Annotated in this window: 15 protein-coding genes; 13 read left to right on the forward strand and 2 right to left on the reverse strand. The window is 62.5% G+C overall.

The features are described 5' to 3' along the window. Positions 1-108: 108 nt before the first annotated feature. Both ACEN84_RS22400 and ACEN84_RS22405 read left to right on the forward strand, forming a co-directional pair. Entirely contained in the window at positions 109-363 is a 255-nt protein-coding gene (locus ACEN84_RS22400; RefSeq protein WP_413709953.1) for a hypothetical protein, read from the forward strand. Further along, complete coding sequence (locus ACEN84_RS22405; RefSeq protein WP_413709954.1) at positions 360-1,463, forward strand: branched-chain amino acid ABC transporter substrate-binding protein; 1,104 nt, start codon at positions 360-362, stop codon at positions 1,461-1,463. Before ACEN84_RS22400 ends, ACEN84_RS22405 begins: the two co-directional genes overlap by 4 nt. Before the next feature lie 98 nt (positions 1,464-1,561). Here the strand turns inward: ACEN84_RS22405 and ACEN84_RS22410 are convergent, their stop codons facing one another. Continuing rightward, on the reverse strand, positions 1,562-1,840 hold the full coding sequence (locus ACEN84_RS22410) for an Lrp/AsnC ligand binding domain-containing protein (RefSeq protein WP_413709955.1): 279 nt from the start codon (positions 1,838-1,840) through the stop codon (positions 1,562-1,564). Positions 1,841-1,913: 73 nt separating this feature from the next. Between ACEN84_RS22410 and ade the strand changes: the two genes are divergently transcribed. Genes ade through ACEN84_RS22425 form a run of 3 tightly spaced genes read left to right on the forward strand, consistent with a single transcriptional unit; the run spans position 1,914 to position 4,089 of the window. Then, positions 1,914-3,611, forward strand: a complete 1,698-nt coding sequence (gene ade, locus ACEN84_RS22415; RefSeq protein ID WP_413709956.1) for an adenine deaminase — start codon at positions 1,914-1,916, stop codon at positions 3,609-3,611. Positions 3,612-3,614: 3 nt separating this feature from the next. Beyond that, the gene (locus tag ACEN84_RS22420; RefSeq protein WP_199627255.1) at positions 3,615-3,860 is read left to right on the forward strand and encodes a DUF4160 domain-containing protein; all 246 of its coding nucleotides are present in this window, start codon (positions 3,615-3,617) and stop codon (positions 3,858-3,860) included. Then, complete coding sequence (locus ACEN84_RS22425; protein ID WP_413709957.1) at positions 3,841-4,089, forward strand: DUF2442 domain-containing protein; 249 nt, start codon at positions 3,841-3,843, stop codon at positions 4,087-4,089. Before ACEN84_RS22420 ends, ACEN84_RS22425 begins: the two co-directional genes overlap by 20 nt. Here the strand turns inward: ACEN84_RS22425 and ACEN84_RS22430 are convergent, their stop codons facing one another. Continuing rightward, positions 4,090-5,730, reverse strand: a complete 1,641-nt coding sequence (locus ACEN84_RS22430) for an alpha-glucosidase (RefSeq protein WP_413709958.1) — start codon at positions 5,728-5,730, stop codon at positions 4,090-4,092. It lies immediately after the preceding gene. Between the two features lie 267 nt (positions 5,731-5,997). Between ACEN84_RS22430 and ACEN84_RS22435 the strand changes: the two genes are divergently transcribed. The 8 genes from ACEN84_RS22435 to ACEN84_RS22470 all read left to right on the forward strand — a co-directional run bounded on the left by ACEN84_RS22435 (position 5,998) and on the right by ACEN84_RS22470 (position 14,302). Beyond that, positions 5,998-7,578: a peptide ABC transporter substrate-binding protein gene (locus ACEN84_RS22435; RefSeq protein WP_130277772.1), complete on the forward strand. Its 1,581-nt coding sequence runs from the start codon at positions 5,998-6,000 to the stop codon at positions 7,576-7,578. A gap of 48 nt (positions 7,579-7,626) precedes the next feature. Then, entirely contained in the window at positions 7,627-8,550 is a 924-nt protein-coding gene (locus ACEN84_RS22440) for an ABC transporter permease subunit (RefSeq protein ID WP_112719417.1), read from the forward strand. Next, entirely contained in the window at positions 8,547-9,464 is a 918-nt protein-coding gene (locus ACEN84_RS22445) for an ABC transporter permease (protein ID WP_413709959.1), read from the forward strand. The genes ACEN84_RS22440 and ACEN84_RS22445 overlap by 4 nt, the downstream gene beginning before the upstream one ends. A gap of 1 nt (position 9,465) precedes the next feature. Continuing rightward, positions 9,466-10,470 (forward strand): ABC transporter ATP-binding protein, encoded by a 1,005-nt coding sequence (locus ACEN84_RS22450; RefSeq protein WP_112719419.1) that lies wholly within the window; start codon positions 9,466-9,468, stop codon positions 10,468-10,470. Then, positions 10,463-11,446, forward strand: a complete 984-nt coding sequence (locus ACEN84_RS22455; protein ID WP_413709960.1) for an ABC transporter ATP-binding protein — start codon at positions 10,463-10,465, stop codon at positions 11,444-11,446. Before ACEN84_RS22450 ends, ACEN84_RS22455 begins: the two co-directional genes overlap by 8 nt. Before the next feature lie 149 nt (positions 11,447-11,595). After that, positions 11,596-11,937, forward strand: coding sequence for a hypothetical protein (locus tag ACEN84_RS22460; protein ID WP_112719421.1), 342 nt, complete (start codon positions 11,596-11,598; stop codon positions 11,935-11,937). Positions 11,938-12,082: 145 nt separating this feature from the next. Further along, positions 12,083-12,994, forward strand: a complete 912-nt coding sequence (locus tag ACEN84_RS22465) for a sugar kinase (RefSeq protein WP_203428394.1) — start codon at positions 12,083-12,085, stop codon at positions 12,992-12,994. Positions 12,995-13,126: 132 nt separating this feature from the next. Continuing rightward, positions 13,127-14,302, forward strand: coding sequence for a glycosyltransferase family 4 protein (locus ACEN84_RS22470; RefSeq protein WP_413709961.1), 1,176 nt, complete (start codon positions 13,127-13,129; stop codon positions 14,300-14,302). The last annotated feature ends 4 nt before the right edge of the window (positions 14,303-14,306 follow it).

A 14,306-nucleotide genomic window follows, 5' to 3' on the forward strand; every position in this document is an offset into this window, starting at 1 on the left:
TGTATAGTCCAAGCATTATTTGCAACTCTCGGATTAAATCGTTGCGACTACATAGCCAAAGGTAGATGCCGGCTAACGATCAGAAAAATTCGGTGATTTTTTAAGAAAATGACGCCGAAGGCGGTCACCACAGCGCAATCCAGAACAATTTTGCCTGTGGTTTTGTTATTTCCTTGCGAAATCAAGCGAGAATTCCTAGAAAATCGCCGTGCGCCTGCTGAAGTCAAAGATGACCGGACGGGCGCATTGACCGCACCGAAGCCGCCGTCTTGGCGCAACTCAAAAGGGTTGTTGTACGCACCGGTTTCGATGTCGCGGCAGTCACGCGGGCCGAAAGCCCAACCCAAGGAGAACGAAAAATGAGTCTGAAGACTTTGACTGGCGCGATGCTCGCATCGCTGGCTTTTGCACCGCTTGCCCATGCCGATATCACCATCGGCCTCATCGCGCCCCTCACCGGCCCGGTTGCCGCTTACGGCGATCAGGTGAAGAACGGCGCGCAGACCGCTGTTGACGAAATCAACAAGAACGGCGGCATCCTCGGCGAGAAGGTCATCCTGAAGACCGCTGACGACGCCGGCGAACCGAAGCAGGGCGTTTCCGCCGCCAACCAGCTGGTCGGCGAAGGCATCAAGTACGTCGTCGGCCCGGTCACCTCGGGCGTCGCCATTCCGGCTTCCGACGTGCTCGCTGAAAACGGCGTGCTGATGGTCACCCCGACGGCAACGTCTCCGGACCTCACCAAGCGCGGCCTGACCAACGTCCTGCGCACCTGCGGCCGTGACGACCAGCAGGCTGCCGTTGCTGCCGAATACGCCCTGAAGCATTTCAAGGACAAGCGTATCGCCATCATCAACGACAAGGGCGCCTACGGTAAGGGCCTCGCCGACAACTTCAAGGCAACGCTGAATGCCGGCGGTGTCAAGGAAGTCATCGACGACGCCGTCACCCCCGGCGACAAGGACTTCTCGGCGCTCACCACCCGCCTGAAGGCCGAAAAGGTCGACGTCGTCTATTTCGGCGGCTACCACCCGGAAGGCGGCCTGCTCGCCCGCCAGCTCGCCGACCTCTCGGTCAAGGCGACGATCATCGGCGGTGACGGCCTGTCGAACAGCGAATTCTGGAACATCGGTACGGAAGCCGCTGCAGGCACGATCTTCACCAACGCCTCCGACGCGACGAAGAGCCCGGATTCCAAGGCAGCAGCCGCAGCGCTGGCCGCCAAGAACATCCCGGCCGAAGCCTTCACGCTGAACGCCTATGCCGCTGTCGAAGTCATCAAGGCCGGCATCGAAAAGGCCAAGAGCGCCGAAGACGCGGAAGCCGTCGCAACCGCCCTCAAGGGCGGCGAAGCGATCCCGACCGCCATCGGCATGCTGACTTACGGCGAAACCGGCGACCTCTCCTCGAAGAGCTTCGAGCTCTACAAGTGGGAAGCCGGCAAGGCCGTTCCGGTCGAATAAGCTTTTCACAAGCGAGAGACTGAAGGATTGGGCGCCGCAAGGCGCCCTTTCTGTTTGCAGCCAAGAGCAATCGGCATTCGGTTCAGGCTGAGCCGGCCCTAGTCGATATGCACGGCAGGCGTCCGCTTCAGCGTCTTCAGGACGACGCTCGTCGTGAACTTGCGGATGTTGCGGTTGAGCTCCATCATCCGGTCGGCCAGCACATCGAAATGCTCCACCGATTGCGCCAGGATCACCAGCGTATAGTCGCCCCGCCCCGACGTGCACCAGGCCTCCTGCACTTCCGAACAGCCGGTCTCGCCGGTCTGCTCCGGCACGGCACTGGCAGGCCGCACCGTCGCCACCATCCTCTGCGGCGCCAACGTCAGGGCCGACATCGCGTGAACGCCCCTCCCCGTCGCGCTGGAGAACGTTTAGGCTAGGCAACCGATTCAGTACGAGGAAGCCGCCATGACCAAACGTCTCGAAACGATGATCGACCAGGGCACCGGCCGCATCCCGGCAGACATCGTCCTGAAGGGCGGCCGCTTCTTCGATCTCGTCACCGGCGAACTCGTCGCCTCCGACATCGCCATCTGCGGCGACCGGATCGTCGGCACCTGCGCCGATTATCAGGGCGTCGAGGAGATCGACATCTCCGGCAAGATCGTCGTCCCCGGTTTCATCGACACGCATCTCCACATCGAATCCTCGCTCGTCACCCCGCATGAATTCGACCGCTGCGTCCTGCCCTATGGCGTGACGACGGTGATCTGTGATCCGCACGAGATCGCCAATGTCATCGGTGAGGACGGCATCCGCTTCTTCCTGGATTCCGCACTCGAGACGATCATGGACATCCGCGTCCAGCTTTCCTCCTGTGTGCCCGCGACCCATCTGGAAACCGCAGGCGCCGATCTGCCGATCGAAAAGCTCCTGCCCTTCCGCGACCACCCGAAGGTCATCGGTCTTGCCGAATTCATGAATTTCCCAGGCGTCATCCACAAGGACCCGATCTGCCTCGCCAAGCTCGAAGCCTTCCAGGGCGGCCATATCGATGGCCACGCACCGCTGCTGAGCGGCACCAATCTAAACGGCTATCTCTCAGCCGGCATCCGCACCGAGCATGAATGCACCACGGCCGGGGAAGCGCTCGAAAAGATCCGCAAGGGCATGCATATCCTGGTGCGCGAAGGCTCGGTCTCGAAGGATCTCCACGCCCTGCTGCCGATCATTACCGAGCGTCTGTCGCCCTATCTTGCGCTCTGCACCGACGACCGCAATCCGCTCGATATCGCCGAACAGGGCCATCTCGACTACATGATCCGCACGGCGATCGCCAACGGCGTCGAGCCTCTCGCCGTCTACCGCGCCGCCTCGATCTCCGCTGCCCGCGCCTTCGGCCTCCGCGACCGCGGCCTCGTGGCGCCCGGCTGGCGCGCCGATCTCGCCGTCATCGACAGTCTCGAAAGCTGCAAGGCCGAAATCGTCTTCGCCGCCGGCCGGCGCGTCACCGACGCGCTGTTTGCCACCCGCAAGCCGGTCGCCCCCGTCGGCCTCGACAGCGTCAAGGCCCGCCCCGTTCAGGCCATGCATTTCGGTGTCCCGGTCGCCGAGGGCGAAACGCCTGTGATCGGCGTCATGCCCGGCAAGATCATCACCGAGCACCGCCGCTACCGCCTTCCCGTCAAGGGCAACCAGACCGACCTCGATCTTGCAAACGACATCATCAAGGTCGCCGTCATCGAGCGCCACGGCAAGAACGGTAACCACGCCAACGGCTTCGTCCAGGGTTTCGGGCTGAAGAAAGGCGCGATCGCCTCCACCGTCGGTCATGACAGCCACAATATCTGCGTCGTCGGAGTCAACGAGGACGACATGGCGCTTGCGGCCAACCGCCTCGGCGAAATCAAGGGCGGCTTCGTCGTCGTCGAGGACGGCAAGGTCACCGGCGAAATCCCACTCCCCGTCGCCGGCCTGATGAGCCTCGAACCCTATGAGAGCGTCCGCGATACGCTGCATCACTTGAGAAAAGCGGCCTATGCCCTTGGAACGACTCTCGAAGAACCCTTCCTCCAGGTCGCCTTCCTGCCGCTCCCGGTGATCCCTCACCTGAAGATTTCGGATAAGGGGATGGTGGATGTCGATCGGTTCATGCTGATTGGATGAGCGATGCCTGTCGTCTTCAGATCCGGAAGCTTGAAGTTTTTCTTCTATTCAAACGAAGGCGATCCGCGCGAGCCGCTCCACATTCATGTCCGCGGACCGGATGGCGAAGCGAAAGTATGGCTTTCGCCGGCAATCGGGATTGCCGAGAGCAAAGGCTTCAATCCGAGGGAGCTAGCTGATATCATTCGAGAAGTGGCGAAGAACAAACCAGCCATCGAGAGAGCCTGGCATGAGCATTTCAGCAACTGAGGTCAGCTTCGATGAAAGCACCATGTGGGTCGCGCTCGACGACGGCCGCACGCTCGGCGTGCCGCTCGCCTGGTTTCCGCGCCTGCTCTCGGCAAATGCCGCACAGCGCGCCGCGGTCGAGATCAGCCCGATGGGCCTCCATTGGGATGAACTCGACGAGGACATTTCGATCGAAGGGCTGATCGCCGGCCGCGGAGACCAGACGATCAAACGCCCGTCCGCCGCCTGATCAGGCAAGAGCCCCGCAGTAGCCGCTGAGCGGCCCAAGCCTGATCGCCCCACCCGTTACCTCACCCTTCAGCCCCGGCACGGCGACCGCACCGGCGACCTTCACACCCGCAGGCAGCTTGAACTCCGCCGCCTCGCGCGTCAGGTTGAAGACGAAGAGCAGCTTCTCCTCGCCCTTCTGGCGGGTGAAGGCCAGGAGGTCCTGGTTGGTGCCGATGAAGTCCATATCGCCGTCGATGAGGACGGGATGCTCCCGCCGGAATTCGAGCGTCTGGCGATAATGCGTCAGGACCGAACCGCTGTCCGTCTGCTGCGCATCGACCGATAGCGCCGCCTGCTCGTAGGGCACCGGCAGCCAGCTTTTCTCGCCCGAGGTGAAGCCTGCATGCGCCTTGGCGGCTTCCCAGGGCATCGGCGTGCGGCATCCGTCGCGGCCCTTGAAGGCAGGCCAGAAGCGGATGCCGTAGGGGTCGCGCAGGTCCTCGAAGGCAAGTTCCGCCTCGGGAAGGCCGAGTTCCTCGCCCTGGTAGAGGCAGATAGAGCCGCGCAGCGCCGCCAGAACGGAGATCGCCAGCTTGGCGATGACGGGACGCTCGGCCTCGGTCTTGGCGAAGCGGCTGACATGGCGGTTGACGTCGTGGTTGGAGAAGGCCCAGCAGACCCAGCCGTCCTTCACCATCCGCTGGAACGTATCGACGCAATTGCGGATATGGGCGGCGGTAAAATCCGGTCCGAGCAGGTCGAACGTGTAGCACATATGCAGCTTGTCGCCGCCGCTGACATAGGCGGCCACCGTCTTCAGCGAGCGCGCGCCATCGCCGACCTCGCCGACCGTCGTGCGGTCCTCATATTGGTCGAGCAGCGCCCGGAAGCGCTTCAGGAAGTCGATATTCTCCGGCTGCGTCTTGTCGTAGAGGTGATTCTGCATGCCGTAGGGATTGCTGTCGGGCGCATCGAGCCCGGCGTCGCTCTCGTCCGGCTCGTGCGCAGGGTTGTCGCGCAACAGCTTGTCGCAGAAGTAATAGTTGACCGTATCGAGGCGGAAGCCGTCGACGCCACGGTCGAGCCAGAATTTCACCGTCTTCAGCACCGCGTCCTGAACCTCCTTGTTGTGGAAGTTGAGGTCGGGCTGCGAAGTCAGGAAGTTGTGTTGGTAGTACTGGCGGCGCACGCCGTCCCATTCCCAGCCCGGGCCGCCGAAGATCGACAGCCAGTTGTTCGGCGCCGTACCGTCGCGTTTCGGATCGGCCCAGACATACCAGTCGGACTTCGGATTGTTGCGGCTCGCCCGGCTCTCGACGAACCAGGGATGCTGGTCGGATGTGTGCGAGATCACCTGGTCGATGATGATCTTCAGGCCCAGCGCATGCGCCGCCTTCATCATCTCGTCGAAATCTTCGAGCGTGCCGAAGATCGGATCGACATCGCAATAATCCGAGACGTCATAGCCCATGTCGGCCATCGGCGACTTGAAGAAGGGCGACAGCCAGATCGCGTCAACGCCGAGGCTGGCAATATGCGGCAGGCGGCGGGTTATCCCCTTGAGGTCACCGAGACCATCGCCATTCGTATCCTGAAAAGAGCGTGGATAGACCTGATAGATTACCGCGCCCCGCCACCAGTCCGCCGTCTTGCCTGCCATGAATGCCTTCTCCGAATAGTCTGATTGCAGACAGACTAAAGCCGTGAAAACAAAAAACAACTGCGTTAACAGCCTATTCTGGGGTGGACGCGGAAAGGCAAATTCGCGCCGCATATAGGCTTGTCCACACCCTTAGCGACCCCTCTGCAAGGGGGGTTGCAACGCCAAACCTTTGCGATAAGGTGCGCGTTGACCTGCACGTAACAGGTCAAAACCGGGAACAAATGACTAAAAACAGGCGACAAAGCCTGGAAAGGTGGCCCAACCATGAACCATATAACGAAAAAAATTCTAGCCTCTGCAATGTTTGGCACATTGCTGGCTTTCTCGGCCCACGCGGCCACGATCAACATCCATAACGGCGGCGACCCGACGTCGCTCGACCCGCAGAAGCTCTCCGGCGACTGGGAAAACCGTATCGCCGGCGACATTTTCGAAGGTCTCGTGACCGAAGACGCCAAGGACAATCCGATTCCCGGCCAGGCCGAAAGCTGGAAAGTCTCCGACGACGGCAAGGTCTACACCTTCAAGCTTCGTGACGGCATCAAGTGGTCCGATGGCCAGCCGGTAACGGCCGGAGACTTCGTCTTCGCCTTCCAGCGCCTCGTCGACCCGAAGAACGCCGCCGACTACGCCTACTTGCAGTTCACTATCAAGAACGCCGAAAAGATCAACAAGGGCGAGATCACCGATCTCAACCAGCTCGGCGTCAAGGCGATCGACGACAAGACCCTCGAGATCACCCTCGAAAACCCGACCCCCTACTTCATCAACGCGCTGATGCACTACACGGCCTATCCGCTGCCGAAGCATGTGGTGGAAGCCAAGGGCGCCGACTGGGTGAAGATCGGCAACATCGTCACCAACGGTCCCTATAAGCCGACCGAATGGGTTCCGGGTTCGCACGTCACCACCGTCAAGAACGACCAGTATTACGGTGCCAAGGACCTGAAGATCGATGGCGCCAAGTTCTTCGTTCTCGAAGACCAGGAAGCCGCGCTGAAGCGCTACCGCGCCGGCGAATTCGACATCCTCACGGACTTCCCGACCGACCAGTACGAGTGGATGAAGAAGAACCTGCCGGGCCAGGCGCATGTCGCCCCGTTCTCGGGTCTCTACTACTACGTCATCAATTCGCAGAAGCCGCCCTTCAGCGACAAGCGCGTCCGTCAGGCTCTGTCCATGGCGATCAACCGCGAAGTCATCGGCCCGCAGATCCTCGGCACCGGCGAACTGCCGGCCTATTCCTGGGTCCCGCCGGGCACGGCGAATTACGGCGATCCGGCCTACGTGTCCTGGAAGGACATGCCCTACAAGGAAAAGGTCGAAGAAGCCAAGAAGCTGCTCAAGGAAGCAGGCTTCGGCCCGGATCATCCGCTGACCGCCGAGCTCAAGTACAACACCAACGACAACCACAAGCGCATCGCCGTCGCGATCGCCTCCATGTGGAAGCCGCTGGGCGTCAATGTCGAGCTCGTCAATGCCGAAACCAAGGTCCATTACGACCAGCTGCAGCGCGGCGAAGTGCAGATCGGCCGTGCCGGCTGGCTCGCCGACTATAACGATCCGGACAACTTCCTGAACCTGCTCGTGACAGGCGTCCAGATGAACTACGGCCGCTGGTCGAACCCGGAATACGACAAGCTGATCAAGGACGGCAACGCCCAGACCGATCTCACCAAGCGTGCCGAAATGTTCAAGAAGGCCGAGCAGATCGCGCTGGATGATTCCGCCGCGCTGCCGATCTACTATTACGTTTCCAAGAACGTCGTTTCGCCCAAGATCGAGGGCTTCGTCGACAACGTCCAGGACATCCACCGCACACGCTGGCTGTCGATGAAAGAATAAGGGAAAACGGCCCCTTCCGCTCCTGGCGGAAGGGGCCGGTTCACGATCATGATCAAATATGCACTCCGTCGATTGCTGTCGACGATCCCCGTCCTGTGGATCGCCGTCACAGCCTGCTTTTTCGTTTTGCGCCTTGCCCCCGGCGGCCCCTTCGATGGCGAAAGGCCATTGCCGCCGGTGATCCTGAAGAACCTGGCCGTCCACTACAATCTGGATAAGCCGCTGGTTCAGCAGTACCTCATCTATGTGGGCGACCTCCTGAGAGGCGACCTCGGCCCGTCATTTGCCAGCGAAGACTTCACCGTCGCGCAGCAGATCATGATCGGCCTGCCCTATACCTTCACCATCGGCACCGCTGCCTTCCTCGTCGCCATTATCGTCGGCGTCTTCGTCGGCTGTCTTGGGGCGCTCTATCAGAACAAGACGCCGGACTACATTCTGGGCGCCCTGATCCTGGTAGGCGTCGTTCTGCCGAACTTCCTGATCGCGCCGATCCTGCAGCTGGTCTTCGGCATCCATCTCGCCTGGCTTCCGGTCGGCGGCTGGGGTGACGGCTCGCTGAAATTCCTCGTCCTGCCCGTCGTCGTGCTGGCGCTGCCGCATGCGGGGCGCATCTCGCGCATCACCCGCGGCTCGATGATCGAGGTGATGGGCCAGAATTATATTCGTACCGCCAAGGCCAAGGGCATCGGCCCGCGCCTGACGATCATGCGCCATGCGCTGAAGCCCGCCATGATGCCCGTCGTCTCCTATCTCGGCCCGGCGGCCAGTTATCTTCTCACCGGCTCGCTGGTTGTCGAAAGCGTCTTCGGACTGCCCGGCATCGGCCGCTATTTCATCAACGCAGCGCTCAATCGCGACTACGGCATGGTTCTCGGCACAGTCATCTTCTACATGGTGCTGATCGTCTTTTTGAACCTTCTCGTCGACATCGCCTATGCGTGGCTCGATCCGAAAGTGAGAAACCGATGATCCTCAATCCTGCCAAACGCGAATTGCTGGCAGCCGAGCTGCTGGAGGCCGAAGGCCTTGCGCCCGAGGGACGTTCGCTGACCAGGGATGCGTTGCGCCGCCTGTCGCGCAACAAGGCCGCGGTCGTCTCGATCGTCGTCCTCGTCCTGTTGATCCTTGTCGCCTTCGCCGGCCCCTGGTTCATTCCGTTCAACTACGAGGATCCGGACTGGGCAGCCTTCCGCATCCCGCCGTCCTTCGAAACCGGCCACTATTTCGGCACCGATCCGAACGGCCGCGACCTGCTGGCACGCGTGCTCTACGGCACCCGCATCTCGCTTGCCGTCGCCTTCACCGCCACGCTGGTCTCCGTCGTCATCGGCGTGCTTTACGGCGCCATTTCCGGCTATATCGGCGGCAGGCTCGATTCGATCATGATGCGCTTCGTCGACATCATGTACGCCTTCCCCTACATCCTCTTCGTCATCCTGCTGATGGTCATCTTCGGCCGCAACGTCTATCTGCTCTTTGCAGCGATCGGCGCGCTCGAATGGCTGACCATGGCCCGTATCGTTCGCGGCCAGACGCTGTCGATCAAGCACCGCGAGTTCATCGAGGCGGCGCGCGCCTCCGGCCAGCGGCCGCTCAAGATCATCATCAAGCACATCATCCCGAACTTGATCGGCCCTGTCGTGATCTTCGCGGCACTCACCGTCCCCGAGATCATCGCCACCGAGAGCTTCCTCTCCTATCTCGGCTTCGGTGTTCAGGAGCCGCTGACCTCGCTCGGCACGCTGATTGCGGAAGGCACCGATGCCATGGAAAGCATGCCATGGCTGTTGATCTTCCCGGCCTGCTTCCTCGTCGCCCTGCTGCTCAGCCTGCTGTTCATCGGCGATGGCCTGCGCGATGCGTTCGACCCGAAGGATCGCTGACATGTCCCAGCAACCACAAGAAACCCTTCTCGAACTGAAGGACTATTCGATCACCTTCGAGACCCCCGACGGACAGGTGAAGGCCGTCTCCGGGATGAACCTGACGATCAAGCGTGGCGAACGCGTCGCGATCGTCGGCGAATCCGGTTCCGGCAAGAGCCAGACCTTCCTCGGCGTCATGGGCCTGCTCGCCAAGAACGGCCGCACCACCGGCCAGGCCCTGCTCGAGGGCAAGGACGTCCTGGCGCTGAAGCCGAAGGAACTCGATCATGTCCGCGGCAAGGACATGGCCATGGTCTTCCAGGACCCGATGACCGCCTTGAATCCGTCTCTGAGGATTTCCCGGCAACTGACGGAACAGCTTGAGGTTCATCGCGGCTACACGGCGCGTGCGGCCTCAGCCGAAGCGCTCGACATGCTGAAGCGTGTCGGCATTCCTGATCCGACAAGGCGCTTCAATCTCTATCCGCACGAGCTCTCCGGCGGCATGCGCCAGCGCATCGTCATCGCCATGGCGCTGCTGACCAAGCCGAAGCTCCTGATCGCCGACGAGCCGACGACGGCGCTCGACGTCACCATCCAGGCGCAGATCCTCGATCTCTTCAACGATCTGACCTCGGAGATGAATACGGCGCTGGTGATGATCACCCACGATCTCGGCGTCGTTGCCGGCCTCGCCGATCGCGTTGCCGTCATGTATGCTGGCCGCATCGTCGAGGAAGCACCGGTGGACGAACTCTTCGAAAACCCGGCGCATCCCTACACAGCAGCGCTGCACGCCTCGATCCCGCGTCCGGATCAGGATGTCGACGATCTCGTCGTCATTCCCGGCCGGCCGCCGAACCTGCAGCACCTGCCGAAGGGCTGCAATTTCTCGCCGCGCTGTTCACAGGTCCAGGACGATTGCATCGATCGCCCGCCGTCGCTCGAAACGCTGGCGCCGCGCCATTGCGCCGCCTGCTTCCACCCCTTCCCGCGCCGCGAGGAGCTGATGATCCATGGCTGACCGTTCCCTGCTCCGGGTCGAGAACCTGACGACCCAGTTCGAACTGCCCGCCAAGGGCTTCTTCAAGCCGCCTGTCATGCTGACGGCGGTCAACAATGTGAGCTTCGACCTCAAGGAAGGCCGTACGCTCGGCATCGTCGGCGAATCCGGTTGTGGCAAGTCCACGCTCGGCCGCTCGATCCTGCGCCTGCTCACCTCCCAGAAGGGCCGCATCCTCTGGCAGGGCCGCAACCTGCTCGATCTCTCCGAAGAAGAAATGCGCGCCGCCCGCCGCGACATGCAGATCATCTTCCAGGATCCGATCGCCTCGCTCGATCCGCGCATGACGGTGGGCGACATCATCGCCGAACCGTTGACCGTGTTCGAGCCGAAACTCTCCAAGGCCCAGCGCCTGGAGCGCGTCCGCGAGATCATGAGTGCCGTCGGCCTCGTACCGGAGATGATCAACCGCTACCCGCACGAGTTTTCGGGCGGCCAGGCGCAGCGTATCGGCATTGCCCGCGCCGTCGTCACCAAGCCGAAGCTGATCATCTGCGACGAGCCGGTCTCGGCCCTCGACGTCTCGATCCAGGGCCAGGTCATCACGCTGCTGCGCAAGCTGCGCAAGGAGTTCGGCCTGACGCTGATCTTCATCAGCCACGACCTCTCGGTCGTGCGCCTGATCTCGGATGACGTGCTGGTGCTCTATCTCGGCAAGGTGGTCGAAGCCGGCGATTGTGCCGCGGTCTTCGAAAACCCGGCGCATCCCTATACGCAGGCGCTGTTCTCGGCTGCTCCGATCCCGGATCCGAAGCTCGCCCGCCAGCGCAAGCGCATTCTGCTGCAGGGCGATCCGCCCTCGCCGCTGAACCCGCCGAAGGGCTGCGTCTTCTCGCCCCGCTGTTGGAAGGCGACCGACATCTGTCGCACGGAAATGCCGCCGACAGAGCAGGTCCGGCCGAACCAGACAGCCGCCTGCTACCATATGGATCGCTGATATCGCGTCCGCCCTGGCGGCTGCTGCGCGCAACACGCGGCATGCTCCAGTGCATGCCCCGGAGCGGAACAATTTTCGCTCCGGGGCAGTTCCTCCTTCGTAAAACGACATGTTCCGGGTCTTGGTAGGGCTCCGAAATGGAGGAAAACATGCTGAAACTCATCTCCAATGCCGGCCTGGCGCTGGCTCTCACCCTCGGCAGCGTCGCGCTGCCCGTCAGCTTTGCGCAGGCGCAGGACGTCCAGTTCCGCATCGGCCCCGATGGCGTGCGCATCTACGACCGTGACAGGGATCGCGACCGCTATGGCGACCGTGATTTCCGCCGAGGCTGCAGCCCGCGCGAAGCCGTCTACGCCGCCCGCGACGCCGGCTTCCGCCGCGCCGAAGTGGTCCGCGTCACCGATCGCAGCGTCACCGTCCGCGGCTGGACGCGCGGCGGCCCGGACCGCATCACCTTCGCCAACCGCCGCGGCTGCCCGGAAATCGGCTAAGCCCCGAGAAGATGCGAGAGAATACGGACGGCCCGCTCAAAGCGGGCCGTTTGCGCGTTCTGTGCGCTTGCCACCCCAGGGATGGCTTGCCACCCCGGTCCGCTGCGCGTAAGCAGCAGACGCTTGAGATTTCCGGGAGGCTGATTTGAGCGGACGCTTTCTTTCGATCGGTGAATGCATGGTGGAGCTGTCGCAGGCTGGCGACGGCCTGCTGAGAAAAGGCTTTGCCGGCGATACGCTGAACACCGCCTGGTATGCCCGCGCCTGCATGCCCTCCTCCTGGACCGTCGATTATTTCACCGCACTCGGCGACGACGCCATGTCCGACGAGATGGCCGCCTTTTTCGACAGCCACGGCATCGGCACCTCCTATATCCGCCGCATCAAGGGCAAGGCGCCCGGCCTTTACATGATCAACCTCAGGAACGGCGAGCGCTCCTTCAGCTACTGGCGCGACAGCTCCGCCGCCAAGCAGCTGGCCGCCGATCCCGATTACCTGCGTGAGGCGGTCGAAGCCTCCGATGTCGTCTATTTCTCCGGCATCACGCTTGCCATCCTGCCGCGCGAGGACGTCGACACCCTGCTCGCCGAAACCCGCCGCGCCAAGGCCGCCGGAAAGTTCGTGGTCTTCGATCCGAACATCCGCCCGCGCCTGTGGTCGAGCTATGACGTGATGCATACCGTCATCAGCGAGGGCGCCCGCTCCTCGACACTGGTGATGCCGAGCTTCGACGACGAGGCCTCGCATTTCGGCGACGATTCGATCGAGGCGACGATCCAGCGCTACCGCGCCCTCGGCGCTCCCAACATCGTCGTCAAGAACGGCGCCGACGGCGCGACCCTCGATTTCGAAGGCAACCGCTCGCTCGTCCCCGCCGAAAAGGTCGAGACCGTGGTCGACACGACCAGCGCCGGCGACAGCTTCAACGGCTCCTTCCTGGCCAAGTACTTGGAAACCAAAGACGCCGAACAAAGCGCCCGCTTCGCCGCCAAAGTCGCCGCCCGCGTCGTCAGCGAGCACGGCGCGCTGGTGCCGAAGGACAAGCTCGGGCTCTGACAGAGCACGTCCACAGCCCTGTAATAAATCCATCACGGAGAGGCCTCAAAATAGGAGGCACGCGGGAATCGGCTTGCTGTCCCCGCCTGGGGTCGTGTCCGCCGAAGCCGGCGGCCTGGATGGAAACGGGATATGCTTCAACATCCTTCGAAGAGCCTGACTGGCGAGAGCTGGGCGAATGCCGCCCCGGGCGCGGTGCCTGAGCGGCTTGTCATCGTCACCGATGCCTGGCATCCGCAGGTCAATGGCGTCGTGCGCTCGATCGAGAACACCAATCGCGAGCTCGCCCGGATGGGCGTCGATGTGTCGATGGTGACGCCGGAGCGGTTCAACAGCATTCCCTGCCCGACCTATCCCGAGATTCGCTTGTCGATCACCAGCTACCGCCGCGTCGCCCGCGAGATCGAAAAACACAAGCCGTCCTATGTCCACATCGCCACTGAAGGCCCGCTTGGGCTGACGGCGCGGCGCTGGTGCCTGAAGAACCGCATGCCCTTCTCCACCAGCTATCACACCCGTTTTCCCGAATATGTCTCGGCCCGCCTGCCGGTGCCGAAAAGCTGGCTCTATGCGTTCGTCAAATGGTTCCACAATTCCGGCGCCGGTTGCATGGTGGCGACGCCGAGCCTGGCGCGCGAACTGTCGGAGAAAGGCATCCGTAACCTGATGCCCTGGAGCCGCGGCATCGACGCCTCGCAGTTCCATCCGGCCGAACTCGAGGAAACGCCCTTCGGCCTGCAGCGCCCCGTCTTCATGACCGTCGGCCGCGTCGCGCTCGAAAAGAACCTCCCGGCCTTCCTCGATCTCGATCTCCCCGGCTCCAAGGTCGTCGTCGGCGATGGCCCGGCGCGCGCCGAGCTTTCCAAGCGCTATCCCGACGTGCTCTTCACCGGTTTGAAATTCGGCACTGAACTGGCCGATATCTACGCCCAGGCCGACGTCTTCGTCTTCCCGTCGTTGACCGACACTTTCGGCAACACGATTCTGGAGGCGCTGGCATCCGGCGTTCCGGTCGCGGCTTACCCGGTCACCGGCCCGCTCGACATCATCGGAGACGAAGGCGAAGTCGGCGCATTGGACGAGGACCTGCGCGCCGCGTGCCTTGCGGCCCTTTCCGCTTCGCGTGACAAGGCCCGCGAACTGGCGCTCACCTATTCTTGGGAAGCGGCGACGCAGCAATTCATCAACAACATCCGCGCCGCCAACGGCGTCATCGCCCCGAAATGGAAGCGCGCCTGGCAATATGCCAAGACGCTGCCACGCAGAAAGGCCGGCGATGCCGCCGGCCCGATGAAATCTGGCGCCTGATGCC

Origin of the sequence: Rhizobium sp. Rhizsp82, from assembly GCF_047325115.1 — a bacterium.
In the GTDB taxonomy this organism is placed as follows: Bacteria; Pseudomonadota; Alphaproteobacteria; order Rhizobiales; family Rhizobiaceae; genus Rhizobium.

Bases quoted from the DNA above. Each gene is read 5' to 3' on its own strand.
- ACEN84_RS22435 (WP_130277772.1), top strand. From the start codon at position 5,998: ATGAACCATATAACGAAAAAAATTCTAGCCTCTGCAATGTTTGGCACA.
- ACEN84_RS22450 (WP_112719419.1), top strand. From the start codon at position 9,466: ATGTCCCAGCAACCACAAGAAACCCTTCTCGAACTGAAGGACTATTCG.
- ACEN84_RS22445 (WP_413709959.1), top strand. From the start codon at position 8,547: ATGATCCTCAATCCTGCCAAACGCGAATTGCTGGCAGCCGAGCTGCTG.
- ACEN84_RS22430 (WP_413709958.1), bottom strand. From the start codon at position 5,730: ATGGCAGGCAAGACGGCGGACTGGTGGCGGGGCGCGGTAATCTATCAG.
- ACEN84_RS22455 (WP_413709960.1), top strand. From the start codon at position 10,463: ATGGCTGACCGTTCCCTGCTCCGGGTCGAGAACCTGACGACCCAGTTC.
- ACEN84_RS22420 (WP_199627255.1), top strand. From the start codon at position 3,615: ATGCCTGTCGTCTTCAGATCCGGAAGCTTGAAGTTTTTCTTCTATTCA.
- ade (WP_413709956.1), top strand. From the start codon at position 1,914: ATGACCAAACGTCTCGAAACGATGATCGACCAGGGCACCGGCCGCATC.
- ACEN84_RS22410 (WP_413709955.1), bottom strand. From the start codon at position 1,840: ATGTCGGCCCTGACGTTGGCGCCGCAGAGGATGGTGGCGACGGTGCGG.
- ACEN84_RS22470 (WP_413709961.1), top strand. From the start codon at position 13,127: ATGCTTCAACATCCTTCGAAGAGCCTGACTGGCGAGAGCTGGGCGAAT.
- ACEN84_RS22405 (WP_413709954.1), top strand. From the start codon at position 360: ATGAGTCTGAAGACTTTGACTGGCGCGATGCTCGCATCGCTGGCTTTT.
- ACEN84_RS22425 (WP_413709957.1), top strand. From the start codon at position 3,841: ATGAGCATTTCAGCAACTGAGGTCAGCTTCGATGAAAGCACCATGTGG.
- ACEN84_RS22400 (WP_413709953.1), top strand. From the start codon at position 109: ATGACGCCGAAGGCGGTCACCACAGCGCAATCCAGAACAATTTTGCCT.
- ACEN84_RS22460 (WP_112719421.1), top strand. From the start codon at position 11,596: ATGCTGAAACTCATCTCCAATGCCGGCCTGGCGCTGGCTCTCACCCTC.
- ACEN84_RS22440 (WP_112719417.1), top strand. From the start codon at position 7,627: ATGATCAAATATGCACTCCGTCGATTGCTGTCGACGATCCCCGTCCTG.